The following is a 26,696-nucleotide window of genomic DNA, read 5'->3' on the forward strand; positions in this document are numbered from 1 at the left end:
TTGCAATAAGATACTCGATCGTTTGAAATAGCCACATTGTAAAAGGTAACTTGAAAAGCTATTTTTCAGCCCCAATATACATGGTAAGCCATTAACAAACCAGCAATGGCAACCAAACTGGAGAACATCATGAGCGATAAAATTATATACCTGAGCGACGACAGCTTCGAAAACGACGTATTAAAGGCCGATTTACCAGTATTGGTAGACTTTTGGGCTGAATGGTGTGGTCCATGTAAAATGATCGCGCCAATCCTTGACGACGTTGCCGAAGAGTATGCCGGTCGCGTAACTATCGCTAAATTAAACGTTGACCAGAACAACGTTTCTCCAGCGAAATACGGCGTTCGCGGCATTCCAACATTGCTGTTATTCAAAAACGGTGAGTTGGCAGCGACCAAAGTTGGCGCGCTCTCTAAAACTCAGTTAAAAGAGTTTATCGACGCACAAATCTAATTTGTTGTCGTTATGAGTGACCTCCGGCACAAGCTGAAATTAAATTGTGCCGGAATGCCCCTAAATTTCTGGACGCCCCGCTTTGTTAGTGCTACTTTAATAACCAGATTCTTTCTAACTAAACCACTTCTCGCTCGTCAATCACTATCCTGAATCACAAACTTTACTGATTGATCGCGGTAAGCTTTGTCGCGTAACACAAGATCCCCAACATGAACTTAACTGAATTAAAAGACACGCCGATATCCGACCTAGTTTCGCTAGCCGAAAACATGAAACTCGAAAATATGGCCCGTGCTCGCAAGCAGGACATTATTTTCTCCATCCTTAAAGCCCACGCCAAAAGTGGCGAAGACATTTTCGGTGGCGGCGTATTAGAGATACTCCAAGACGGATTCGGTTTCTTACGAAGTGCAGATGGATCTTACTTAGCTGGCCCTGATGATATTTACGTGTCACCAAGCCAAATTCGCCGTTTCAACATGCGAACGGGTGACACCATTTTTGGTAAGATTCGTCCACCAAAAGAAGGTGAACGTTATTTTGCCCTGTTAAAAGTTAACGAAGTTAACTTTGATAAACCTGAAAACTCTCGCAATAAAATCCTCTTTGAAAACTTAACGCCACTCCACGCAGAAGAACGTATGCGTATGGAGCGTGGTAATGGCTCAACTGAAGACATCACTGCCCGTATTCTGGATTTATGCTCACCTATCGGTAAAGGTCAACGTGGTCTGATCGTTGCGCCACCAAAAGCGGGTAAAACGCTATTACTGCAAAACATTGCGCAATCCATTACCTACAACAACCCTGAAGTGGTATTGATGGTTCTGCTGATCGATGAACGCCCAGAAGAAGTAACCGAGATGCAACGCCTCGTTAAAGGTGAAGTTATTGCATCTACCTTCGACGAACCAGCAAGCCGTCACGTACAAGTGGCTGAAATGGTTATTGAAAAGGCTAAGCGTTTAGTCGAACACAAAAAAGACGTGGTGATTCTGCTCGACTCTATCACCCGTTTAGCGCGTGCTTACAACACTGTTATCCCTTCATCAGGCAAAGTGTTAACCGGTGGTGTGGATGCAAACGCCCTGCACCGTCCAAAACGCTTCTTCGGTGCAGCACGTAACATCGAACACGGCGGCAGCTTAACCATTATCGCTACTGCGTTAGTCGATACCGGTTCTAAGATGGACGAAGTGATTTACGAAGAGTTTAAAGGTACTGGTAACCAAGAGCTGCATCTGTCACGTAAAGCCGCTGAAAAACGCGTCTTCCCTGCGATTGACTTTAACCGCAGCGGTACTCGTCGTGAAGAGAAGCTGACAAATCCTGACGAACTGCAAAAAATGTGGATCCTGCGTAAGATCCTCAATCCAATGGATGAAGTCAGTGCAATGGAATTCCTCATTGATAAGCTGGCGATGACTAAGACTAACGAAGAATTCTTCACCGCGATGAAACGCGCAAAGTCTTAAGCCATATAAGATTGTATGAATAATAAGGCCGCTCACTGAGCGGCCTTTTTTTACGTTTTACACATGGTGATGGATTGCAAAGCCGCGGGTGCGGCTCACTCGATTCAAGTGACTTAATCAAGCACAGGCAAATAACTGAGAACTAACTGATCTCGGCTTAGTTGCCCATCAATTATCTCACCTACTGTACCGTTGTTTAACTTGATGGCAAGCGTGGCCTCGCCGACCTGCGCCTTAAAGGTTTCCATTTCTTTAATTCGGTTGATCAGCGCCAATGCTAAAGTGTTTTCTGCGGTCGCAGCATACACACGGCCATTTACTGTCACTTCCGCTTGTGTGGCTAATGCAGGGCCGGCTAGATGAATACCGACGTATTCACGCCATACTCTGGCTTTTTGCTCGCCTTGATAATCACTGTCAACCGATGCAAGTACCACTTGCCGTAATATCATCTGCAGTAAATTGCTCTTACCTTTTGGTTGGCCGTTAACAGTATCAAATTGGAAGTAACGTGAAACTGAACGATCGTAATTAGGTAATGGCTCAATACTTTGTTGGGCAAAATCAGTGTAATAAGGCAGATAGCTATCGAGCTTACCACTCACGCCACAGCTTTCGGTAAAGAGCGGTGCATTACCACGAGTCAGCCCAGGGCCTTCACCCATGGTCATCTTACACAACATATCTTGGAACACTGGACCCACATTCGGTAAATCAACCAATGCTTTGTAACCACGACTCGATGTGCTGCGGGGCGTTGTACGTGATACTAAGGCTCGCACGGCTAACAATTTATCAGGCCATACACCTAACACGTCGCGCTCATTCACATACGGATGGTTAGGTGAGGATGCAGGCGTTTTAATACCATTGAGTAAGCGGCCCGAAAAGCTAACATCAGCCGTTAATAAATCCTGAAATTGAGGATTTATTTGCGATTTAATGATCAACTCTTTCAAGGCTTCTGGGGAATCAGAGAACTGACTGATCACCTCACCCGGCTCAAATTGCGCCTTCATATCGCCGCTTTTAAAACGATATTGCTCAAGTACCTTAGCAAAATTGTACTGCTGTCTTAACGCTACGCTGCCATCAGCTTGTTTGTATGTGACGTCCAATGTGGCGTCGTTTTCTCCCACTAGCTTAAGGAAGAAATCGGCCGACTGATTCATTGCCCGCTGATTCGCACAATACCAAGCCTCGCTACCTGCCGCAGCCAGTCGGTCGCACTCACCAGCAAAAAAGTTTTCTGATAGACCAAATAATTGCTCTAAAAAGCTCACATCTTCAATGAATTGACGTATCTCATCAAACTGAACTTTACGATTGATGGTGTAACTTAGACTATGATCCTCAAACAAAGATTGACGATTATGGCGTAGGTTCATGGTCTCGTAGCTATCAAAATACTTATCGATATAGAACTGGTTAATATCATCTAAGTTTTTACCCGCATCACCACGATTACAGTTGCTGTTAAGGGACACATGTTCATCTGTGCAATAAGAATACTGACGTAGGCTATTGTTTTGCTCAATATTGTAAAGCGCGCCAAATCGGGTATCCCCGTTAACAATGCCTTTGGCAAGTTCGTCGCGACGCTTAGCATCTTCCGCTTTGAGCGATACAAACTCGTTAGCCTTTGTTTCCACTTCGCGGGCATAGCCAAAACGTAACGCCGCTAAGTCATAGGGTTCAAACGTGGTTGCAAACCGATTCACGTTGTAGTCCATTTGGCTCGAAAACTCGGCATTAACAGTAATATCTGGGTAACCTGCATCGCTAAAGGCGGCTTTTAACTCCGTCAGTTGTGCTTGGTTAAAGGTATTGTCGTGGTCGCGACTCCCAGCAAAGTTATGTCTTAAGCCAAAGGTATGCCCTAATTCATGGGTCAAGGTGCCGGCAAATGCTTGTGCAGCAAGGGCTGTAGTTAATGAGTCTTGTAAACTTATCGGCAAATCTTCAAATGCCGCTAATTTACCGCCCACTTTGCCATCAACCCACATTTCGGCTTTTTTCCAATCAATTTCATGACCTTTGATACCGCGAGGTAATTCACGATTACTACCACCTGTAGCAAACACGGTATCCACATGCATCATTGAATTTTCAGACCAAAACGCTTGTGTTTTTTCATCAAAATCCGCCAAAGCATCGAGACTATTATCCTTAGGCGTTAATAACATTGATTTGGGTGCTGCAATAAGCTGCTGAGTCGGTTGTTCAAATGCCGCCGCCTCAACTGGCACAGTATCAACGCTGACATCTGGCTTGTTTAGATTCGACACATAAGGCTCGCCCGTTAACGATGTGACTGAATTCGCGTCCAATTTGCCTCTGTTATAATCTAAACGCACTTGGCGATAGTAACGTACTGCGCCTTGTTTTAGATTCGAGCTGTATTGATTGACTCGCGCACTCACAATTTCGCCTGTAAGCGGGTTTGCCGCGGATGGGCCATAACCCGCCAAACCATTATCCAGCGGTTCATCAAATAAAGTGATGTTGCTATAGCGCAGATCGCCATGGCGTTTATCGTGGGCTTGCTCAAGTTTTATCTGTGGAAAACCCGTTTTATACAACTTGTTTTGAATGTTAATTGCCGTCACGGACTCGATAGCAGCATCCAAAAAGGGTTTATTTTTCGCGTCGTAGAAATTATTACTCAGGTAATAAGTCAGTTCCGATTTGGCCGGATTGAAGCGATTCATGTAGGTACGCACATACCCGTCAACGCCCTCTGAATCAGTCGCATCACGATAAGTATGTGAGGAAGTAAAGAAACCAAATGCGCCCTTTTCATTTTCGGCATAGGGAATCGCTTGATAGTCTTTACTGGCTAACTGATCCACCGCCACAATCGAAATAAACTCAGTGGTCGTAAAGGATAGATTGTCGAGGTTGCCACCGTAAAATTGGTTAAAGCAACTTGGTGAAGCCTGATAGGTATGCTCAATTTCAAAGTTAACCACGCCCTTAGCTAAATCCATCTCATAGCCTTTTTGGCCTTGAGTATTCACTAGACGCGGGGCCTCTGTTTCAGTCACACATTCACCAAAGGTAAATATGTCATTAATGCCCAACTCGGCAATTTTAGCTTTGGCAAAATCGGGGACAAAGTAGCGCTTATCCTGCCATGTTAAATTAGCATCGGTGTTAACTTGCTCTACGTTAATACACTCACGCCATTTATCTTCGGTACATTTAAAGTCGATATATTCACCAGGAATGGTTAACACTGGCGCTTGGTTATATTCATTAGGATAACGGCTGTCATGGCCTAATCCGATATTATCTCGGTCAATTTGACGTACTTGGATACCATTCTCTGTTTTATGCAAGGTTACCAACTTAGGATCACCTTGGGTAAAACCTCGCACCTCGGCGGCATAACGCGGAGCCTTACCCACGCTGCGAATGTAGAGATATTGCCGCTCAGTGGCTTTATCGATGTCGGCAGTGGTGACTTGCTTTTCATCTTTGGGGAGTTCTTTATAAGGCTCATCACCGGCACCACACCCCACAAGGGTCAGTGCGCTGGTTATCGCCAGACATACCATGGACTTCTTCATAGATTCCTCTTAACTACTGTTTTTATAGATATTTAGTAACTGACAAATAAAAGGTTGAACTCTTTTTGTCATAAATCTCAAATCCCTGAGATGTCCCCACTTCTGGGTTATAGAAACGACCACTATTGTTATGACCAACAGCCAACACCCAGTCAGGCTTAAACGACCAACCGAGTTCTTGGGCGAAGGTAAATTGATCGTCGAGTCGGCGACCGTAATAGTTTTTGGAGACTCGATAACGACCACTCACGTCCAAATACCAATTAGCCGTAATTTGCCAATAAGCATCGAGTAATCCATCGAGTTGCTGTTCAACTAACACGCGCTCACCAGCGGTTTTGTATTGGTAAGCGTTGTAGCGATAGCGCGGTGAAAAATAAAAACTTAGGTTATCTAGCGGGCTCCAAAATAAGTACGCAGCAATACGCGGTGCATATTGCAACCTATCCAATTTTGATTCGCGCTCTGCGGGCAAATACACACCTAAACTGCCTTTGAATGAGACGGTATCGCTTAAGGCATACAGTGGTGTACGGTATTCCAGCAAAGGGTCATAAAAACTGGACTCTTTGCCATGCAATGTTTGCTTTTCGCCCCCAAGGGTAAACAGCACATTGCCCCAATTTGCCTTGTAATCGATCCGGCTATCGATGTTATAGGCTTGATAGGCGTAATAACTATCCGAGTCATAAATGTTTCGGGTAAACCCAACATTAACGTAGCCAGACCATTTTGCAGCTTGTGCATCCGTGGCTAACTCAAATTCATTGACAGCCAATACTTGGCCGACAAATGAAAAACTCGCCAGCATCACCTGCAAGCAGAAAAACACAGACCATTTATTTCGTCGACGAGAAATCGACGAATAATATTGATTATTCGTTGGTTGCATAATAAAACCTTGATTTATATTTTGATGAAAATATTGATAGTTAGGATGCGCTCTATATAGCGCTAGGATGTACTTGCTTGAATAGACTTTATCCAATTAAGTAAAATGGAATAACAATGTTCCAAATTAAGAATGTAACTACGCAGAAAAATAGCTGAAATGAAATAAATAACACTAAATAAAACAAAAAATGACAGTCCAATAAATATGCTTTCAAAATTAGTTTCACAAAACCAATTCCAAAGTGTAACACTATATTCATTCAGTACGATTGTCGATTTATGGCCCACAAACTCACTCTGCGCCACAAGTGTCGAAGCCATTAAAAAATCATTCTTTTCAAAAGAATAAATTTCATTTTTAGCAGAAACACTTAGCGATAAGCTCAACCATAATATTCCGAGCACCAGTAATCCACCGACTATGGGATAAAGATGTTTCGGTATTTTTGAGTAATTTGTTGTGGCTAATTTAGTTAACATTTTCAGTCAATACGTCATACTATAAATAATCTCCACTGTGACCCACAGTTAAAGATACAAAACGATACATTTATCGCATCATACGCACGAAAAAAAATGCTTTTCAACTCAAGCCAGCGACAACTCATATGCAATTAAAATAAATATGAGTTAGATCAGAAAAAATTAGCGACATTAAACATAAACAACACAATTCATAACAGAAAAAACCGCCATAAAACACAATTTAAAAACAGATTAAAAACAATAAATAACAACATGCAGTGCGATTATTTACATATGCCACCATAATGCAAATAGCTTAACGGTAGTTTGGGATAATATGATGAGCAGCCAGTTGAGTTTGCAATTCTTTACAACGGCGACGTAACATTTCGCGAAGCAGTAACACCACGGGTGTGACATGTTCGCGTCCTGGGCACACTAAGTATAAATTGACCGACTCGCCGCGATATTCTGGTAACAAGGGCACTAAACGCCCAGCCATAATATCCTCTGCCAAATCTAAGCTCGACTTAAACACTAACCCCTTTCCTGCTACCGCCCAGCGGCGCGCAATTTCAGCATCATTGGCACTACGATTCCCCGTGACGCGGACTTTACATTCCTGGCCATCACGCTCAAATTGCCATTGATCGTGAGTTCTCTCATCTAACTTATAAAACAAGCAGTTATGTTGTGTTAGCTGCTCTAAGGTTTCGGGTTGACCAAATTTGGCGAGATAGTCCGGCGATGCACATAACACTCTGTCAGCACTGCAAATCGGAAAGGCAACTTGATTAGAATCCTGCGGCTTACCATAACGCACCGCCACATCAATTTTATCGTGGTAAAAACTGCTGATATTGTCGCCCAAATGCAGACGCACTTGCAGCTGTGGAAAATCCAAGAGAAAGTCATCGAGCCAAGGGACAAATAAGTTTCGCCCAAAGTCAGATGACACCGACAGGCTTAAGGTGCCAGAGACCTTACCTTTATCGCTGGCAATCGCCTGCTCTCCAAGGGCGAGATCACTTAAGGCGCGGCGGCAATGGATCAGGTAACGCTCCCCTTGAGCGGTTAATCTCAGGCTGCGAGTCGTGCGCACAAACAAACTCGTATCAAGCTGTTTTTCAAGACGTTTAATCGCTGCGCTCGCTGAAGCAGCAGAGAGGTCCATTTCGGCCGCTGCGGCCGAAATGCTGCCGCAATCGGCAACGCGAACAAATAAGGCGAGATCATTAAGCAACATGATTATCAAATTTCCTTTGAAAAAATAACAAACTTTACCCCGTTTATCTAAAGGTTAATATTTCACACAATGGTGCTCAATGACAAGTGACAGACATGAGTCGCCAGTGAGGAATGATTATGAGAGCCGTAGGTTACCAAACAGCAGGCGCAGTCAATGCGCATAATGCATTAGAAAACATAACATTAGCCAAACCAACTCCAACGGGTTTTGATTTGTTAGTCGAGGTTAAGGCCATATCGGTTAACCCCGTTGATACCAAGATCCGCGCATCAAGCTCAGCGCCTGCTGGGGAGTATAAAATCCTCGGTTGGGATGCCGTCGGCGTTGTAAAAGCTATCGGGGACAAAGTCAGCCTATTTAAGGTAGGTGATGAGGTTTGGTATGCTGGCGATATTAGCCGCAGTGGCAGCTATGCCGAATATCAGTTAGTGGATGAGCGCATTGTCGGCCATAAACCGCAAACCTTAAGCAACGCACAGGCGGCAGCCTTACCCTTAACCAGTATCACGGCTTGGGAATTGCTGTTTGACCGTTTAGGTCTACCACAAGATGGCTCCGCCACGGATGCACGTATTCTGATTATCGGTGCCGCAGGTGGTGTGGGTTCGATTATCACTCAACTGGCGGTCAAATTGACTGGAGCAGAGGTTATCGGTACCGCATCACGGCCAGAATCAGCAACTTGGGTGCAAACCTTAGGTGCCGATGCAGTGATTAATCACAATAAACCCCTCTCGGAAGAGCTGGCTAAGCTAGATATTGCCGATGTCACCCATGTGATTAGCCTGACTCAAACCGATAAGCACTTTGACGAAATTGTAAAAGTGCTCAAACCACAAGGAAAACTGGCACTGATTGATGATCCGGTAGCCCCGTTAGATGTGATGAAGCTTAAGCGTAAAAGCCTGTCGCTGCATTGGGAGCTCATGTTTACCCGCAGCCTGTATCAAACCGAGGATATGATTGCCCAGCACCATCTACTCAATCGCATTGCAGAGCTTATCGATACCGGCAAAGTAAAAAGCACCTTTGGTGAGCATTACGGCACGATTAATGCGCAAAACTTGCTAAAGGCCCATGCACAAATTGAGTCGGGCAAAGCGATTGGTAAAATTGTGCTTGAGGGATTTAGCCAATGAAAATCACGGTTTTTGCGCAAATCCAAGCGCATTCAGGCCAGAGTGATTCACTCTTTAAAGTCCTCAAACAACTGGTAAGTGACACCCACACCGAGGCAGGCTGTTTGGAGTATACGCTGCATCATTCTTTAGATAATACTAATCAGTTTTGGATGTATGAAGTGTGGCAATCCCAAGCAGCACTGGATGCGCATATGGCAAGCCCACACTTTAATACCTTTGTCGCCACCTCCGAGCAGTTAGTAGAGAAAGTCGAGATCCACAAGAGTTATGCTTGCTAGCATCACCAACAAGAAAGCGCCAAATTTGGCGCTTTCTATTTTTAAATCAACTGCGTAAATAAAGCTAAACCAACGTCATCGCCATTTTTCGGCGTAGATAAGCAATCTGTTGCATATGGGGTAAATCCTTCGGACAGTTGTCTTGGCAGCCGAGCAAGGTCATGCACCCAAACACCCCATCCTGATTACCGATCACATGGTAAAAATCCTCCGCAGTGCGGGCATCACGGCTATCGAGTTCAAAGCGGGCAATTTTCATCATGCCAACTGCACCGACAAAGGTCTCGCGGATTTGCTTGGTCGCGCAGGCTGATACGCAAACGCCACACTCGACGCAGCGCTCCAACTCATACAGGCGAGCAGCTTCTTCAGGAGCCATAGGATCTTCGAGGCGATGGATGCTGATATCATTCGCCTTAGGATGTAACCATAGCTTTAACCGCTCAGCGAGTTCACGCATAAATTTACCTGTGTTAACCGATAAATCACCGATCAATTCAAAGCCAGGTAACGGCATCAGGGTAATCTCGCCCTTGGGATATTTGGCGGTTAAGGTGCGGCAAGCTAATGTCGGAAAACCATTGATCACCATGGCACAACTGCCACAAATCCCTGCCCGACAGACAAAGTCAAACTGCAACGACGTATCTTGCTCTTCTCTCAGCTTATTGAGGGCAATAAATACTGTCATCCCCGGCGTTTCGGTGAGCTGGTAACGCACCATTTTCGGCTTATCGTTTGGCTCCTGTGGATCATAACGAAAAATATTAAAGGTTAACTGGCGACCTTGGGTCATTATGATTTTTCTCCTAACGCATTGGCAGAGGGTTTTTGTAAGGTATCACTTAAACGTTCATTTTTAGCTTGCAGGCTGGGCGGCAGCTCGAAAGGCATCAGCGCCGCTTGGCGTTGATAACGATCGGCATCCTCCCCAAGCCCTGCCAAAATTTCAGCAATTTGTTGCTCACGTTTTGCGGTATCGGGGTGAGCAATCGCATTGTCGATACCATAACCCCGGTATCCCGGTGGCAGTTCCATCTTCATCACATCTAGCGGCTCGTAGCTCAACACGGGTTCCAACGCATTGGCATCAGGCCAACTGGCGAGGGTGCGATTAAGCCAATCGCGGTCATTACGCTGTGGATAATCTTCACGGGCATGGGCACCGCGGCTTTCGGTGCGAGCGGCAGCGCCGCAAGCAACGGTCAGCGCTACCTTGAGCATGCGCTTCACCCTCAATGCCTCCACCAGCTCTGGGTTGGCGTGGCGTTTTTTACACTTAATACCGAGTTTGCGTGAACGTTCAAGCAGGGCTTTCAGCTCTGTCACTGCTTTATCGAGTTCAGGGCCATTACGGAAAATCCCCACGTAATCCATCATAATTCGCTGCATTGCGTGCTTAAGTTCGAAGGGGTTTTCTTGACCATCGCCATCGACTAAGGTGTCGATCTCAGTCTGTACCTGCCGCATAAATTTTTCGGCAAGCTGGGTATTGATTTCAAGGCTATTATTCTCACAAAAATCAGCGACATATTTACCAATAATCATACCGCCCACTACGGTTTCAGCGAGCGAGTTACCGCCCAAGCGGTTAAAGCCATGCATATCCCAACAGGCGGCTTCGCCCACGCTGAATAAGCCCTTGAGCTGCGGACTTTCACCGGTGGCTTTGGTGCGAATACCACCCATGGAGTAATGCTGAGTCGGACGCACGGGTATCCAATCCTTCGCCGGGTCGATCCCAAGGAAATTCTCGCAAATCTCCTGCACTTCACGCAGGTTGGTTTCGATATGTTTGCGCCCCAGCAGGGTAATATCGAGCCATAAATGCGGGCCATAGGGGCTATCGACGCCCTTACCTTTACGCATATGTTCGGTCATGCGGCGAGACACTACATCCCGCGATGCCAGTTCTTTTTTCTCTGGCTCATAGTCCGGCATAAAACGGTAGCCGTCTTTATCCCGCAGCAAGCCACCGTCACCGCGGCAACCCTCTGTGGTTAAAATCCCTACGGGCACAATCGCCGTTGGGTGGAACTGCACCGCTTCCATATTACCAAGGGTCGCCACGCCCGTTTCGAGTGCCAGCGCCTGACCTATCCCCTCGCAGATAATCGCATTGGTTGAGACTTCATAAATTCGGCCATAGCCACCGGTAGCTATGGTGGTTGATTTCGCCACATAAGCGCGCAATTCACCCGAGATTAGGCAGCGGGCAATCACCCCGTGACAACGCTCTCCATCGTGGATAATCGCCAGCGCTTCGACGCGCTCATGGACCGGAATATCCATCGAAATGGCTTTGTTATCCATGGCATAGAGTAAGGAGTGACCCGTACCATCGGCGGTGTAGCAGGTGCGCCACTTTTTGGTGCCACCAAAGTCGCGGGCATTAATTAACCCATGGGCTTCTTCGGCTTCCTGTAGAGTAACTTTTTGTGCGTTAACAATGACTTCCCGTGGACCAGCACTAACACGTGACCAAGGCACCCCCCAGTTGGCTAACTCACGTACTGCCTTGGGCGCACAATGGGCAAACATTCTCGCGACCTCTTGATCACAGCCCCAGTCAGAACCTTTCACAGTGTCTTGAAAGTGCACATCTTCATCATCACCCATGCCTTTAACTGCGTTGCCAAGGCTTGCCTGCATTCCCCCCTGCGCTGCGGCGGAGTGAGAACGTTTAGCAGGAATAAGCGATAGCACTAAGGTATCCAGCCCACGCTCTTTAGAGGCAATGGCAACCCTTAGCCCTGCCAATCCGGCACCAACCACTAATGAATCGGTATAAATCAGTTTCACGCCTGCTCCTTAACGGGTACTGCTGTTATTGTTTTAGGACAACACTCTTTTGTTATATCTCACTCAACTCGCATGGGGTAAAAATGCCAATAAAGAAGCAATCCCTACAGTGACAAACGCGATACTCACAATCGTTTTGATCTTACGTAAACGGCTGCGACTATTAAGATCACGCGCCGCGCCCCACTTCAGTGCTACGCGGTAAATCCCGATGGCCGCATGTAACTCCACCGTCAGCAATAGCGGCAAATACACCATCCATACACCTTGGTTCCAAATCCGCTCGGCGCTACCCTGCGGGCCAATGGTTTCAGGCGCCGAGCCGATAAGCCACAGATGCACCGGCAGCAATAAAAGGATCACCACACCCGTAATGGCTTGCCAACGCCAGAGGCGAGTATCGCTATGATTAATCACTTGCATCTGCTGTTGCAGCGCCCTTTGCTGACGCAAACTCATCGGTAGCTTCTGCAATGCCACTAGCACATGCACTAACGCTAAAGCGCCGATACCGATGGCAATACAAGTCACCACCCAGGGATAGCCATGACCATCACTAGAGAGAAAACTTAGCTCCATAGTGCGCGCCACCCAGTTCATGGCATCGCCACCCAACAAAATGGACGACACCAACACTAAGTGACTCCATAAAAACACCGCCAAAATGACACCCGACACACTCTGGCTTAAATCCAGCCACGCACTCCATTTTTTTATACTTAGTTTGATTGCCATTGCTTTCGCCTCGCGCCACAGGCTCTATTGAGCCAAGCTCATTAAGTGATCTTTAAAAATTAATATCGCTCACAAATCCAACAACAAACCTGAGTTAGATCAACTAGGAGGCGAATAATTAATCGAATGCTTAACTATTAGCGATAGAACCAATAAAAACGAGTGGCAGCGACACAAAATCCTGCTGCGAATTATCTCAGTGCAACGCGCGCAGCAGGGTTGGCATTCAAATTACTGGGGCACATAGGGCTGCACAGGAACACTCAACTCGCTGCCGATCAACATATAAGTAACTAAGCTAGCGCTACCTAGGCACAACAAATAGATAATCAATACCTTAGCGAGTTTACGTAAGCCGGAGCGTTGAGTGGTAATGCCCCACTTAACTGCCACACGGTACAAACCAATCATGGCGTGGATCACCACTGCGGGCAGCAATAAGGCATAAAGCAGCCAAGCATTATCGTGATAAACACGCTCGGCGGATAAATGTGGGCCAATCTCAGGATTTAAGATCATGGTAAACAGATGTACAGGCACCAAGAAAAACAGAATAAAGCCAGTAATGAGCTGCCAAAACCATGCATGGGTATCACGGTGATTAATGCCACCTAAATGCGAGCGCAATGCCCGCCACTGACCCAGTTGTGCCGGAAACCGCCTAAGCGCAACTGCGGCATGCAATATCACCACTAACAGCATAAAAACCGAGAAGACTTTAGTAACCATCGGAAAGCCATGGCCTGTACTACTAAACATACCGCCTTCAAGCAGTTGTACAACTTGGTAAAATGCCTCTTTGCCCAGCAAAATGCTCGACTCGAAGTGCATATGCAACAACAGGAAGCATCCCAACATAATGCCTGTCGCGCTCTGTAATCGATCAGCCTTAGCCGACCAAGGGTGACCTATCCCCTGTGTTTTCACCCTAGTGTGAACGCGCGTTACGCTTATCATCTTGCTTTTACCTTTGATGGTTTGTTGACACCTCTTTGCAAACTACACCATAGCAGTAACAAAATACCCGGCTGAGTGTCACAGATTTAAAGCGTGAGGTAACTCACGGGAGCAGCGTCAACTCTTAGAAGGCGATCACAAAAAGCAAGTAAAAAACCAAACAAAGGTAAAACCAATTAACCATTATATTTCATATGTTTATACTTAAAATCGAAACGACCGGTTCGCATTTTCGCACAAAAAGGATGACTGACTAACTCTTTGTCGGCGTAGAATAAAATCCATTTATCACTCGCCAATCCCCTGCTGCACAGCAACTCATTTATCTAATTGAACAATGCGAAATTGCCATCGAATTCTGCAATTTAGCGCGGTTTGGGTATACAATAGCGTGATATTTTTTAACCCTAGCCACAGGATTTAACCCATGCCTTGGATCCAACTCCGCATTAACACTAACAGTGATGATGCAGAAACCATCAGCGACTTACTCATGGAAGAAGGCGCAGTCTCCATTACCTTTGAAGATGGTAAAGACACCCCGATTTTTGAACCTAAACTGGGTGAAACCCCGCTGTGGCGTGATACCGTGGTTGTCGCGCTATTCGAAGCAGATACCGATCTAACCCCAAGCATTGAGATGCTGAAAACCCTGCCGTTTTTAGGTGAACACTTCAGCCATAAAATCGAGCAAATTGAAGACAAAGATTGGGTTCGCGAATGGATGGATAACTACCACCCAATCCAATTTGGTAAACGCCTATGGATATGCCCAAGCTGGCGTGAAGTGCCCGATCCAAGTGCAGTCAACGTGATCTTAGATCCGGGTCTGGCCTTCGGCACAGGCACTCACCCCACGACAGCACTGTGTTTAGAGTGGTTAGACAGCTTAGATCTAAGCAACGAAGAAGTGATCGACTTTGGTTGTGGCTCAGGGATTCTTGCCGTTGCCGCCCTAAAACTGGGCGCGAAAAAAGTCACTGGTATCGACATCGACTATCAAGCCATTGACGCCTCAAAAGCCAATGCCGAGCGTAACGATGTTGCCGACCAACTCGAGCTCTACCTGCCTGAAGATCAACCCGCCGATCTTAAGGCCGATGTATTAGTTGCCAATATTCTCGCAGGCCCACTGCGCGAACTCGCCCCCCTTATCGCCGACCGAGTCAAAACAGGCGGTAAATTAGCCCTCTCTGGACTCCTAAAAGAGCAAGCGCAAGAAATCTCTGACTTTTATAGCCAATGGTTCGACATGGACGAAGCGGCTCACAAAGAAGATTGGAGCCGCTTGACAGGTACGCGCAAATAACGCTAAAGGGTGGCGCAACATGCGCCACCACTGGCTTAGGCTTATTTTGTCGATGACTTCTCAAGGCTAAAAAGTCAAGAAAAAAAATTGCTCCTAGGTCATTTATTGACCTTTTCACGGCCAATAAAAAGGGCTACTATAGCGCCCCTTTGAAGAGCTAAGGTGAAACAGTAAATGCAGATTGGACCCTATCAACTGAAGAATCAGCTGATCGTGGCACCAATGGCAGGTGTCACCGATCAAGCTTTCCGTAATCTCTGTCTTCGTTATGGTGCAGCCTTAGCGGTGTCGGAGATGCTTTCATCCAATCCTGAGGTTTGGGATACGGATAAGAGCCGCCAGCGTATGACACATTCTGGTGAGGAAGGTATTCGCTCAGTGCAAATTGCAGGTGCAGATCCAGAGTTAATGGCGCAGGCCGCCCAGTTCAACGTTGAACAAGGCGCCCATATCATTGATATCAACATGGGATGCCCTGCAAAAAAAGTGAATAAAAAGCTGGCAGGCTCAGCCTTAATGCAAAATCCGCCCCTCGTAAAAGACATTTTACAAGCCGTGGTAGCTGCAGTAGATGTGCCCGTTACGTTAAAAATTCGCACAGGCTGGGAGCCTGAACACAGGAACGGTGTTCAAATCGCCCAGATTGCCGAGGATTGTGGCATCGCCTCGCTGGCCGTTCATGGCCGCACGAGACAATGCATGTACAAAGGCGACGCCGAGTACGACACCATTAAAGCAATTAAACAGAATGTCTCGATTCCTGTTGTCGCAAACGGGGATATCGACAGTCCGGAGAAAGCCCGCTTTGTGCTGGATTACACCGGTGTCGATGCTCTGATGATAGGACGGGGTGCTCAAGGACGACCTTGGATTTTCAGAGAAATCCAGCACTACTTGGAGACGGGTAATAAGCTAGCGCCCATTGAGGTGGTAGAACAGCGTCAAGTGATGCTGGAACACCTCACCAAACTTTATGATTTGTATGGTGAATATAAGGGTATCCGCTTCGCCAGAAAACATATCGGATGGTACCTAGACCAGGAGGATCAGCGCCAGTTTCGGGCTGACTTTAATCAGCTGGAAACCGCTGCAGAACAGTATTCCCTCGTGGAATATTATTTTGATGAATTAGTAAAGAATTAATAAAGAGCAGAATAGAATGTTTGATCAGACAACTAACACAGAAGTTCACCAGCTTACCGTTGGCAAAATCGAAACCGCAAACGGCACTATCAAGCCCCAGTTATTACGTGACGCTGTTAAGCGTGCCGTAACTAACTTCTTCGCACAGTTGGACGGTCAGGAAGCACAAGAAGTGTATGAAATGGTGCTAAGTGAAGTTGAAGCACCTCTGCTTGACATCATCATGCAACACACTCGCGGCAACCAAACCCGCGCAGCAAACATGCTAGGTATCAACCGCGGTACTCTGCGTAAGAAATTAAAGAAATATGGCATGAACTAATCTTTTAGATTAAGTGATTGTTAGAAAAGGGGTTAACCTGCAAAGGTTAACCCCTTTTCGCATTATGTGTACGGCAATATGTACCCCAAATGTTGTCTTAAAGCCCCAGTATCTGTTGCAGCTCTTGATGGGAGTTCACTTGATAATGTGGGGTGATCCCCGCTGGCGCAGCATGGCCATGGACGTTGTACCAGCAAGTATGAATACCAGCATTGATACCACCTTGGATATCGGAATGGGGATTATCACCGACCATTAATACTTGCTCACGCGCTGGCCGCCCCATTAACTCAAGCGCATGCTCAAAAATACCCACATCGGGTTTGGCGATGCCGACTTTCTCTGAAATCACTAAAATATCAAAATGATGCTGCAAGCCTGTTCGCTGTAAACGCACCGTCTGCAACTCAGTAAAGCCATTAGTGATAATCCCCAGCTTAGCCTTACCTTGCAATGCCGATAGCAATTCGCGCGCACCAGGCAGCGGCGCACAAATCTCTGCCATGGCGGCTAAAAATGCACTGTTTAAGGTTTGTGGCGACACATTAAGCTTTGCCGCCCAAGGCTCAAAACGGATAGTTTGCAGCTCGGCGGCGCTGATCTTGCCATCCTGATAAGCAACCCAAAGCGGTTTATTTACCCTTTGGTATTCCTCAAAATCGGCCTGAGTAAACTCAACACCAAAGCCAGCAAACATCAACTTTAGTCCTTCAAAGGCATCGAAATAAAATAACGTTTCATCGGCGTCGAAAAGCACCCAAGCATAGGGCGTGGCCGAGGAATAGGTTTGGTTTGAGGACAAAATAACACTCCTAACAAAAGATAAAATGTAACTAATTAAAAATTGCCACCACTGGCAGTATAGGGAAGCCGCTAACACCATAGCAAATTAACGCATCGCCAAACTCAACTCGGGATCATGCAGTCGGCCTCATCCAACATGACATCGAACGCGCAAAACAGGCGCAAGATTCTATTTATAGGAACACGGTTTTTGTTGCAAAATAGTCTACTATCTTTATCCATGACGGATAATACCGTGACAATGCAACCTATCGTTGAACATAACTCAACAGTAAACGTGCCCTGTCTGGTTTATCTCTTGGCCCGCTTAATTGAAGACTGATTACATCGAATCGAAATACAGTAACCGACCTCGCCTCAACAGAATAGGACGCTCATGGAACATTTTTCTGCTCTACCCATTTTTGTCACTGTGGTCGAATGCGGTAGTTTTTCTGCGGCGGGACAAAAGCTTGGACTCAGTAAATCAGCCATCAGCAAACGAATCACACAGTTGGAGCAGCACTTAGGGATTCAACTATTACAACGCACCACCCGCAGCTTAAGCCTAACCGACGCTGGCGCGCGCTATTTCGAGTACATTCGCCCGGCGGTACAGCTCACCCAAGAAGGATTGGATGCCATCTCTGAATTGCAGCAAACACCTAGAGGCAATTTGCGGATTTCAGTACCTATGGCGTTTGGACGCAGATATATTTCGCCATTAATAGCTGAATTTTTAAGGCGTTACCCCGATATCCAGCTGCAAATGCAAATGGATGACAAGACCACAGATTTAATCGCAGGCGGCTTCGACTTAGCCATTCGTATCGGCGAATTACCCGACTCCAGCCTTATCGCCCGTAAAATTGCCCCTTGTTTGAGCGTGATTTGCGCGTCCCCCGCATATCTCGCGCAGCACGGTTTACCCATGACTCCTAGCGAGTTAACTCAGCACAACTGCTTGTTTTACAGTTACTTTCAAGATGGTGTGGAATGGAGTTTCCACAGTCCCGATGGCGTGCAACGTGTTCAACCCAAAGGAAACTATCAGGTCAATAATAGTGATGCCATCCATCAAGCCTGTCTCGATGGCCTAGGTATCGCCAACCTGCCACATTTTATTATTGAGCCAGCTCTGCAAACCGGACATTTACAGGCGTTACTTACAGACTATCCGTTACCCGAACATGGCATTTACGCCGTGTATCCACAGCGAAAATACCAACCGACCAAAGTGACGGTATTAATTGAGTTTTTGATGGAGTTCTTAGCAAAAAATAGGGCAATTATTAGCTAGGGTTAACGATAAATACGGCTTTACATGATGGTTATAACGAACATAACCACACAGCCAAAACAGACTAATGAAAACACATTTAAACCAAATAAAACAGTTCGTTAAGCAAATGCCTCAGCTATACTTAACATCACTTAATGCGATGATTTAAGGCAAAAAAATGAGTGCTTATCAGCAAACATTTGGCGATAAATTTGAGCTTGGCTTCGACCTAAGCTTATACACATTTCTTATCGATAAAAGCTACCAAAACGACATGTGTCCCAGCTTTTACTTCAAACACAACAACCACTATTTTATTCTTTGGGTCGACTATGCCGACCCCATCTGCCGCGAAGAAGATTATCCCCGCTACAGCATCATTTCAGCCGTAAATGACGGCGACAACCTACACCCAGAAATCCGTACCGCTTCTCAACCAACACTACAGCTTGAATTTGAACAACCCAGTGACCTAATTCACTACCTTGAGCAGATAAAACAGCAACTGAGCGCCAAAGTCGTTTCAATACGATAACCACGACATAAATGCCCGACTAATAAAATAAAACTATTCGATGTGACTCATAGTCCGTGGGACATACAACAGCAATGACTGAAAATATAAGCCTACCAATACACTAGGTTTAAATCATGGAATACCAATCCGTTAGCCAGTTTGAAGAGGCTTATTTTGTCGCTTATGAAGAAGAATGGTGTGGATACGTGATCTACATCGAACGAAACCCAGATCGGTTCAGAGGAGGCTTTGAATGGTTCGTATGCTTTGATAATAAAGTAATTCAATCAGGGCTAGTATTTCATTTTGATTTTGCACTGGCAGATGCACAACAATTTATAAATTCTAGGGCAAAAGAGGATTAGTTGCTTATGGGTGTTCCACTCATTACCAATTGATATAATGATCAAATTTAAAAAACAGAGTAGAAAGTGATACATAAAATGAGTCACTTAACCTCCATTATTTCCCCAGTGACACGCCGTTCATACCTCCATGTAGGCTCGACTAAAACCTCCCTGTTTTAGACGGTCACTGGTGCAACAATGTCGATTCTAATACGGCCTCAGCTCTATCAGGTATCTGTACTTATAGCCCCAAAAGCATTTCTGCAAAAAAGCTTTCTAACGACTAAGCATGTGGCGTTATTTTGTACGATGTGAATATAAGTTAGTCATTAAGTTTTATCACAATTACAAACTCCTCAATCACAAACTAAAAGCTAGCGGAATAGTGCTTGCCATGTATAATTTGCGGTTCGAAATTTGAGTTTGGACTGATGATTAATGAAAGCGATAGATCTATTTTCGGGTGCTGGCGGCTTATCTCTTGCCGCACATCAATGTGGCATTGATGTCATCGCAGCTATCGAACTAGATACAGCCGCTACCGTTACTTATCAACGTAACCTCATTGAACGCCTAAAAGCGCCAACTAAATTAATTAATGGCGATATTAATGCTGTCGACTTGCCCGCCTTAATGACAGAGTTAAAGCTCAAACCAGGAAAATTGGATTTGCTCCTTGGTGGCCCACCATGTCAAGGCTTCTCGACTCATAGGATTAACGGTGCAGGTATTAATGATCCCCGAAATCAGCTTCTGTTGAAGTATTTTGATTTTGTTGATGGTTTACGACCAAAAGCGTTCTTGATTGAAAACGTGGCGGGACTTTTATGGAAACGCCATGAAAACTATCTCAATCAGCTTCTAGCTCTCGCAGAAACCCATGGCTATACCATTCATTTTTGCGACATTCTCAACGCTAAAGACTATGGCGTGCCACAAAACCGTAAACGTGTTTTTATCTTTGGTACACGTAAAGACCTGAATGTTGATGCTGCAAATTTTCCGCCAGCAGCGACACACTCCTCACCGTCTAGTAATAAATCACCTTACTGGAAAACGGCCTCAACTGTATTTGAAAAAATACCAGCAGACCTTATCGAGCAATATATTGAAGAGTATTTTCGACCAAAAACTAAGCTTGCAGATGATGAAGCAAGAGATCTCCTACTCAACCTAGAATATGGTGAAGCCGTAAAAGAGGGTGATCCTTGTAACATCACAATGCGGCCAACACCCAAAATGATTAGGCAATTTGAAGCCACACCTTTAAATGGAAGCCGCGAAGACGCTGGCGAAGAATTTAGACTGCCCTGCCATTCAAATGGATATAAAGGTCATAAAGACGTATATGGCCGAGTAATGATCCACTTACCAAGTAATACCATCACTACCGGATGTAACAATCCCTCTAAAGGTCGTTTTGTTCATCCTTGGAAAAACCAAGGTATGACACTACGCCATGCCGCTCGATTACAAACCTTCCCTGATAGCTTTATTTTTTTGGGTACTTCGACTCAACAAGGTAAACAGATTGGTAATGCTGTTCCCCCTTTACTCGGCAAAGTTCTAATTAAATCGATAATAAATGGATTGAATTAAAAAAAGTGCATAGAATAGGTTGCATTACTTTCCAATGTAACCATTTGATATGAGAAATGAATCTTCAAGAAAATCGGTTTCGTTTAAAGCTCAAGCTCGCACTGTCGACCACCTAGGCAAAGGTCAAATCGCAGATGCCCCCACAGCTGTTAGTGAGCTTTGGAAAAACTCTTACGATGCTTATGCTCGAGATGTCGCCCTCCATTTATTCGATGATGATATAAAATGTGGTGCCATTATTGATAATGGCTGCGGTATGACTTATGAGCAGTTAAGTAATAGCTGGCTAACCATTGGCACTGCATCAAAAACCAAGAAAAGCCTTCTACCTGAAGAAGACCGTTTTGGTTTAAAACATCGATATACTCAAGGTGAAAAAGGGATTGGCCGACTTTCTACTGCATTTTTAGCACCAGTCACCCTTATCGTAACTAAAAAGGTTAATACACAATACTCCGCGGCACTGATTGACTGGCGTTTATTTGAAAACACCTATCTGGGTTTACATGATATTAAAGTGCCAATGCAGCAGTTTGATAGTCTCGATGAGCTCCCCGAAGTATGTTCAGGCCTGCAGCAAGAGATGCTTAATAACCTCGCTCTCAACCCACAAACTGAAGATGAAAAAATTCTCCGCCATATGTGGCAGCGCTTTAGCGAAGACGAGAAAGAAGCTTTCGATTTAAGGCATAATCCCCAAGATAATGAAGAATTTATATCAACGGAGCAAAAAGTTAGGCTGCTAAGTGAAAACTTTATATTTAAATCAAGTCACTCTGAAAGTTGGGTCCCCCTTTTAAATAAAGTGGCAGAATTAGATGGCGCAGAGCACGGTACAGCTCTTTTTCTATTGGACCTTAGTCGTGATTTAGCTTTGCTTACTAACAGAGGTGATATAAGTCGTGAAGCTAATGAGTATCAAGCTATCCAGCAAGATTTAGTAGATACTCTGCGCGCGTTTGTCGACCCATTTAATCGAGAATCGGATGAGAGCAACGAATTCCATTATGAGATTATTGCCTTTGATCGCTCCGGGTACCCTTTTGGTGAGAAGACAGCAATTCTCAATTATCAAGATGTATTCAAGCTATCTGAATTTGAAACTCTAGAACATAAAGTGGTTGGGCAAGTTGATGATAAAGGCTGGTTTAGGGGTCATGTGACAGCTTTTGGAAAGGAATACCCGAATGTAGTCATTCCCTGCCGAACGCCTGGTATGGACGCGTTAACAAAAACGGGAGCTTTTGATGTTAAATTAGGCACCTTTGAGCTAGAACTTTCTAAATCTACCCATGATCCAGAGCATAATTCGTACCTACAAGGACAAGCCAAAAAATACGCAGGCTTTATGATCTTTCGCGATGGATTACGAGTCCTACCCTATGGTCGTTCTGATAATGATTTCTTTCAGATTGAAGAAAGTCGGGGAAAAAATGCGGGGCGTTATTATTGGGCTTCTAGACGCTTATTTGGCCAAATACTCTTAAACCAAACAAGTAATCAACAACTAAAAGATAAGGCAGGACGAGAAGGTTTTGTTAAAAATCAAGCGGCCAGAGAGTTAAAAGAACTTGTCAGGGCACTTCTATTAAAATTAGCAGACACGTATTTTGGAAGTTATTCCGAAGAACGAAAAATAATGCTTGAGCAGTTATCGAAAGATAAACAAAAACAACTTAAAGCACGTAACTCATCTGCAAGGCTATCAAAAAAAGCTTTCACCAGTGCAATGACAATCAATTTGCCTAAGCTTAGTATCCATGTGGAATCAGCTCGAAGCGTGCATAAGGAGCTAGAAGAAGGCGTTGCAATATCGCTTCATCATTTAGATGAGTTAGTTACAAGTATTGATAAGCTAGAAGCACTTAGACCTGAGCTAAAAGCGCCCAACAAGCCTGCAAAAATGGACGATCATCTTGAAGAACAATACCGGAACTACCGCGATTTATTTGGTGAACTCAGTGAACTATTACAAACATGCCGCGAGCGCTTAAATAATCTAGAAGCACTGAGTCAGCAGCGCTCGCCTATGGAAAGTGCACTGAACAAATACAATGCGATTGATTCTGCACTAACTAAGCAGGTGAATCGATATGCCAACGAAATAGATAAAACCCTAGAACGTTTATTGACAACTTGGAAAAAAACAGCGCGAACCGACAAAGAAGCATTTGAGCAGCAAGCTTTGCCATTACTCGATGCAGTGACCAATGCCAGTGATCCAACCCAAGTACTTAATTCGTTGGATAAAATCTATCGCGACTTAGCCGATGATATTGCCACCAAATATGAAGGTTTTTTACAGGCCCTTGATAAATTAGAGCAAGGTGTAGACCTCGAATCGGCATTTACGTTAGCAGAAGATGAACGAGTTAAAGCAGAGCAAGAGATTACCCAAATGCGCAGTCTTGCGCAGCTCGGTATCAGCTTTGAGATTTTAGCCCATGAATTAAGTGCACAAGATAAAGCCGTAACTCGCTCACTCAATTCGATGAGCAGTAGTGCAAAAGCAGAGCTTGGTTTTAAAAATGCCATGAAAGCACATAAACAGTTTACCGAATACCTCAGATTTCTATCACCACTTAAGCTTTCCGGTTATCAGACACGCGATGATATTACAGGGCAAGAGATTGTCAAAAATGTTAAATTATTCTTTCAAGATCAGTTTGAACAACAAAACATTAATCTTGAGTTCAGTGATACTTTTATACGCATGAATGTTGTAGATGTGAAATCTCGGATTATCCCGGTATTTATCAACTTACTGAATAATGCGCTATATTGGGTGGCGTTAGCCGAACATGAGCGTGAAATAAAGGTTGGTATCATTAATGATTTGGTTGTTATTGCTAATAATGGTCCCGCAATTGATCCCGACGATATTGGCAATTTATTTCAATTGTTTTATAGCCGCCGACCAACAGGTAACGGTGTAGGTTTGTACCTTTCTAAACAAAATCTTGCAATAGCTCGCCATAATATCTGGTACGCAGAAAAGCCAGAAGAAAAGCTAATCCAAGATGGTGCTAATTTTGTAATTCAATTTCGTGGAATGGAAGTAAGATAATGCCAGCATTATATAGAGAAAAAATTGTAAGTGCATTTCGCGATAATGCGATTAAATCAGTGCTATTAATTGATGATCATTATCTTCCATATCAGGGAATTGGGCAGAGTTACATAAATACAAAGAATGAACTGGGTGAACTGATCTCAGCCCCAGCAGAAGAACAAGAAACAATTGAACAACTAAAACTAAAACTAACAGCAATTCGCAATATTGTTAACAGATCAAGTTCTGAATTGATGTCTTCTGAAACTGCTGGGCAATTTGTTGATTTTTTCCACACAAAAAAACTGATTTGTGATGTAGAAAACCAGACTAACAACTTAGATATAGACAAAATACGGAAAAGCGATCTAATCGTACTCGATTACCATCTGAAAGCAGCTACTGAACACAATCCTGCAGAGCATTCACTGAATCTAATATCAGAACTCAGTCGCAGTAAACATATGAACGTCGTGGTTGTTTTTACTGCTGAAGACTTAAAAGATGTTTGGCGAGAAATTGCAGCAACTTTAAGGGGGGCTCACATTGGCAATGTTGATGCATTCTTCAATAATGACGAACGCTTGATTGACTCTTGGAATGATTTTTATGGTGACTGGAACAATGAATGGGATCAGTTTTATAACGCAAACATTGAAGCTGAGTATTTAAAAGCTGAGCTCAACATTGAAGTCACTACTAATGAATTTCAGGTTATCTGTGAAGGTAACGGTTATGAAAAACCCGAAGCTGAGCATGTTAAGTGGTTATTAGAAAAAAGTGTGATTAAGTTCAATAAAAATTCTAAGCCTCTGTCAAATGTTGATGTTCATGGCAAAAAGAATTTATGGCTTCAAGCTGGTGCTGTTTTTATCGTTCTTTGCGAAAAAGAAAGACCTGCTGGAGAGGACAGAGTATTGCGCGATACAACCCCTGAAGAGGTTTGGGGACAAATAGAACGAGCACTCGTTGATTGGTACCCTAGCTTCTATCGTGTAATTACATCTGAGCTTCAAAACCAAATAGAAGATGCAAATCTTTCGATGGAAAAAGTACTTGCTAAAAGTTCTTTTGAACAGATAGCTGCTCTTTGGGGTATTTTAAGAGTGCATGATGATAATCGTATTCAAGCAAGTAGAGAATTACTAAACACTTTACTATCTGACGTGGTAGATAAAGTTAAATCTAGCTGCGAGCTACTTAATTTTGTCAAAGATACAGCAAACAATGTAGCTGATAACATTCCCACATATGTAGATCCAAAATCTGAAGCTAATCTGTACAATTTATATTTAAAAAATGTAATGTCCGCAGCAAGAAAAAATTATGACCGTTCAGCTTCGGCCGCTGATAAAGAATTTTGTGCCGACGTTTTACATGCTCTCAATGAGCAACTATCTACAGAAAAGGAACTACCAAATTATATATCTACAGGCGTTGTTCTTAAAGATTTAGATGATGGTTCATTCTACTTATGTATTGCACCGAGTTGTAACACGGTACCAAACCAACCTACAGGGCAGATAGCTAAGCGCATGACACCTCATCGGCCAATGCGGTTTATAAAGCTTGCTAATAAAACTGAAAGCTTACTGAAATGCTTAAAGGATGCGCACCAATCAAACACTATTTTTATTAGTGATGCTGATAACAGACTTGCTTTAAGTGTTTATGAAGACAAAGATACTCCAACTATTGAACAAGGTGTCGTACTTAATCACGATTCGAACTTGATTGGAGGTGGGGAACATAAGGACGTACAATTTTTCAATACAAATAAGGAAACTAAAGAGTTGGAAATAATTACTAAAAAATTGAAACCTATAGCTAAACTAAGAGATAGCTTTGCCTCTCGATATCAAAATACCCAGCTGCAATATGAATCACGTATAGGCGTTGATTTAGTAAGTGCTCATTTTCAGTAGTAAAAAATTAGAATGGGCTAGTACATATTAAGTTTGTATTTTTTAGTTATTCAAAATCTCTTCAGCTTGCCTTTGCTTTAATCGCGATGGATACACTGCATCCATCGCGATTAAAAACTCTGCGACATTGGAATACGCTTCGCTTTCATACACTAACTTAGCGACTTCCTCTGCAAGTCTGCGTCCATGAATCAAGACTATTGGATACTTATCTTCAATCACTTCTCGTTGAACTGAATCTGAAAAATAACTGGTGGTTACACCCGATTTCAGATAATAAGTGCGACATTCATGGAAAGGTGTAGAAGAGGAAGCCAACTGCTAAAAGTGGTACGCTCTTCTCGCCAAAGAAACAAGCAGTACTACCATGAATTATCAGCAGTTGACCG

The 26,696-nt window shown here is 44.3% G+C and carries 22 protein-coding genes; 13 read left to right on the plus strand and 9 right to left on the minus strand.

What is annotated here, in order from left to right; all coding sequences use genetic code 11:
- Positions 1-129: 129 nt before the first annotated feature.
- Positions 130-456: a thioredoxin TrxA gene (gene trxA, locus AEA42_RS20635; RefSeq protein WP_011070766.1), complete on the plus strand. Its 327-nt coding sequence runs from the start codon at positions 130-132 to the stop codon at positions 454-456.
- A gap of 212 nt (positions 457-668) precedes the next feature.
- Complete coding sequence (gene rho, locus AEA42_RS20640; protein ID WP_037413641.1) at positions 669-1,934, plus strand: transcription termination factor Rho; 1,266 nt, start codon at positions 669-671, stop codon at positions 1,932-1,934.
- Positions 1,935-2,047: 113 nt separating this feature from the next.
- Here the strand turns inward: rho and AEA42_RS20645 are convergent, their stop codons facing one another.
- The 4 genes from AEA42_RS20645 to AEA42_RS20660 all read right to left on the minus strand — a co-directional run bounded on the left by AEA42_RS20645 (position 2,048) and on the right by AEA42_RS20660 (position 8,111).
- On the minus strand, positions 2,048-5,506 hold the full coding sequence (locus AEA42_RS20645) for a zinc-dependent metalloprotease (protein ID WP_037426369.1): 3,459 nt from the start codon (positions 5,504-5,506) through the stop codon (positions 2,048-2,050).
- Positions 5,507-5,528: 22 nt separating this feature from the next.
- The gene (locus AEA42_RS20650; protein ID WP_037426371.1) at positions 5,529-6,398 is read right to left on the minus strand and encodes a hypothetical protein; all 870 of its coding nucleotides are present in this window, start codon (positions 6,396-6,398) and stop codon (positions 5,529-5,531) included.
- A gap of 62 nt (positions 6,399-6,460) precedes the next feature.
- The gene (locus AEA42_RS20655; RefSeq protein ID WP_055648723.1) at positions 6,461-6,880 is read right to left on the minus strand and encodes a hypothetical protein; all 420 of its coding nucleotides are present in this window, start codon (positions 6,878-6,880) and stop codon (positions 6,461-6,463) included.
- 301 nt (positions 6,881-7,181) lie between these two features.
- Positions 7,182-8,111 (minus strand): LysR family transcriptional regulator, encoded by a 930-nt coding sequence (locus AEA42_RS20660; RefSeq protein ID WP_037426378.1) that lies wholly within the window; start codon positions 8,109-8,111, stop codon positions 7,182-7,184.
- 119 nt (positions 8,112-8,230) lie between these two features.
- Here AEA42_RS20660 and AEA42_RS20665 point away from each other — a divergent pair, with 119 nt between their 5' ends.
- Both AEA42_RS20665 and AEA42_RS20670 read left to right on the plus strand, forming a co-directional pair.
- Positions 8,231-9,253, plus strand: a complete 1,023-nt coding sequence (locus tag AEA42_RS20665) for a zinc-binding alcohol dehydrogenase family protein (RefSeq protein ID WP_055648724.1) — start codon at positions 8,231-8,233, stop codon at positions 9,251-9,253.
- On the plus strand, positions 9,250-9,534 hold the full coding sequence (locus AEA42_RS20670) for a putative quinol monooxygenase (protein ID WP_037426384.1): 285 nt from the start codon (positions 9,250-9,252) through the stop codon (positions 9,532-9,534). The genes AEA42_RS20665 and AEA42_RS20670 overlap by 4 nt, the downstream gene beginning before the upstream one ends.
- Before the next feature lie 64 nt (positions 9,535-9,598).
- On the opposite strand, the gene AEA42_RS20675 is transcribed toward AEA42_RS20670, so the two are convergent.
- The 4 genes from AEA42_RS20675 to AEA42_RS20690 form a co-directional block, all read right to left on the minus strand.
- The gene (locus AEA42_RS20675) at positions 9,599-10,330 is read right to left on the minus strand and encodes a fumarate reductase iron-sulfur subunit (protein ID WP_055648725.1); all 732 of its coding nucleotides are present in this window, start codon (positions 10,328-10,330) and stop codon (positions 9,599-9,601) included.
- The gene (locus AEA42_RS20680; RefSeq protein WP_055648726.1) at positions 10,330-12,336 is read right to left on the minus strand and encodes a fumarate reductase flavoprotein subunit; all 2,007 of its coding nucleotides are present in this window, start codon (positions 12,334-12,336) and stop codon (positions 10,330-10,332) included. The genes AEA42_RS20675 and AEA42_RS20680 overlap by 1 nt, the downstream gene beginning before the upstream one ends.
- Positions 12,337-12,399: 63 nt before the next feature.
- The gene (locus AEA42_RS20685; RefSeq protein WP_037413654.1) at positions 12,400-13,071 is read right to left on the minus strand and encodes a fumarate reductase cytochrome b subunit; all 672 of its coding nucleotides are present in this window, start codon (positions 13,069-13,071) and stop codon (positions 12,400-12,402) included.
- Positions 13,072-13,302: 231 nt separating this feature from the next.
- Positions 13,303-14,028 carry a fumarate reductase cytochrome b subunit gene (locus tag AEA42_RS20690; protein ID WP_047534338.1) on the minus strand — a complete coding sequence of 242 codons (726 nt, stop codon included), beginning with the start codon at positions 14,026-14,028 and terminating at the stop codon, positions 13,303-13,305.
- 427 nt (positions 14,029-14,455) lie between these two features.
- Between AEA42_RS20690 and prmA the strand changes: the two genes are divergently transcribed.
- The 3 genes from prmA (at position 14,456) to fis (ending at position 16,802) form a co-directional block, all read left to right on the plus strand.
- Positions 14,456-15,337, plus strand: a complete 882-nt coding sequence (gene prmA / locus AEA42_RS20695; protein WP_037413663.1) for a 50S ribosomal protein L11 methyltransferase — start codon at positions 14,456-14,458, stop codon at positions 15,335-15,337.
- 174 nt (positions 15,338-15,511) lie between these two features.
- Positions 15,512-16,480 carry a tRNA dihydrouridine synthase DusB gene (gene dusB / locus AEA42_RS20700; RefSeq protein WP_037413666.1) on the plus strand — a complete coding sequence of 323 codons (969 nt, stop codon included), beginning with the start codon at positions 15,512-15,514 and terminating at the stop codon, positions 16,478-16,480.
- A gap of 16 nt (positions 16,481-16,496) precedes the next feature.
- A complete protein-coding gene (gene fis / locus AEA42_RS20705; protein WP_006083371.1) occupies positions 16,497-16,802 on the plus strand; it encodes a DNA-binding transcriptional regulator Fis in 306 nt (101 codons plus the stop codon).
- 97 nt (positions 16,803-16,899) lie between these two features.
- Here fis and yjjG read toward each other — a convergent pair whose 3' ends face one another.
- On the minus strand, positions 16,900-17,604 hold the full coding sequence (gene yjjG, locus AEA42_RS20710; RefSeq protein ID WP_055648727.1) for a pyrimidine 5'-nucleotidase: 705 nt from the start codon (positions 17,602-17,604) through the stop codon (positions 16,900-16,902).
- 378 nt (positions 17,605-17,982) lie between these two features.
- Here yjjG and AEA42_RS20715 point away from each other — a divergent pair, with 378 nt between their 5' ends.
- The 6 genes from AEA42_RS20715 to AEA42_RS20740 all read left to right on the plus strand — a co-directional run bounded on the left by AEA42_RS20715 (position 17,983) and on the right by AEA42_RS20740 (position 26,307).
- Entirely contained in the window at positions 17,983-18,885 is a 903-nt protein-coding gene (locus AEA42_RS20715; protein WP_055648728.1) for a LysR family transcriptional regulator, read from the plus strand.
- 160 nt (positions 18,886-19,045) lie between these two features.
- Positions 19,046-19,402 (plus strand): hypothetical protein, encoded by a 357-nt coding sequence (locus AEA42_RS20720; RefSeq protein WP_122040767.1) that lies wholly within the window; start codon positions 19,046-19,048, stop codon positions 19,400-19,402.
- Positions 19,403-19,518: 116 nt separating this feature from the next.
- Complete coding sequence (locus AEA42_RS20725; RefSeq protein ID WP_055648729.1) at positions 19,519-19,749, plus strand: hypothetical protein; 231 nt, start codon at positions 19,519-19,521, stop codon at positions 19,747-19,749.
- Between the two features lie 420 nt (positions 19,750-20,169).
- Entirely contained in the window at positions 20,170-21,330 is a 1,161-nt protein-coding gene (locus AEA42_RS20730; protein ID WP_055648730.1) for a DNA cytosine methyltransferase, read from the plus strand.
- Between the two features lie 49 nt (positions 21,331-21,379).
- The gene (locus AEA42_RS20735) at positions 21,380-24,397 is read left to right on the plus strand and encodes a sensor histidine kinase (RefSeq protein WP_055648731.1); all 3,018 of its coding nucleotides are present in this window, start codon (positions 21,380-21,382) and stop codon (positions 24,395-24,397) included.
- Positions 24,397-26,307, plus strand: a complete 1,911-nt coding sequence (locus AEA42_RS20740; RefSeq protein ID WP_055648732.1) for a response regulator receiver domain — start codon at positions 24,397-24,399, stop codon at positions 26,305-26,307. The genes AEA42_RS20735 and AEA42_RS20740 overlap by 1 nt, the downstream gene beginning before the upstream one ends.
- Positions 26,308-26,696 lie beyond the last annotated feature (389 nt).

This window comes from Shewanella sp. Sh95 (assembly GCF_001308045.1).
GTDB classification, from domain to species: Bacteria; Pseudomonadota; Gammaproteobacteria; order Enterobacterales; family Shewanellaceae; genus Shewanella; species Shewanella xiamenensis.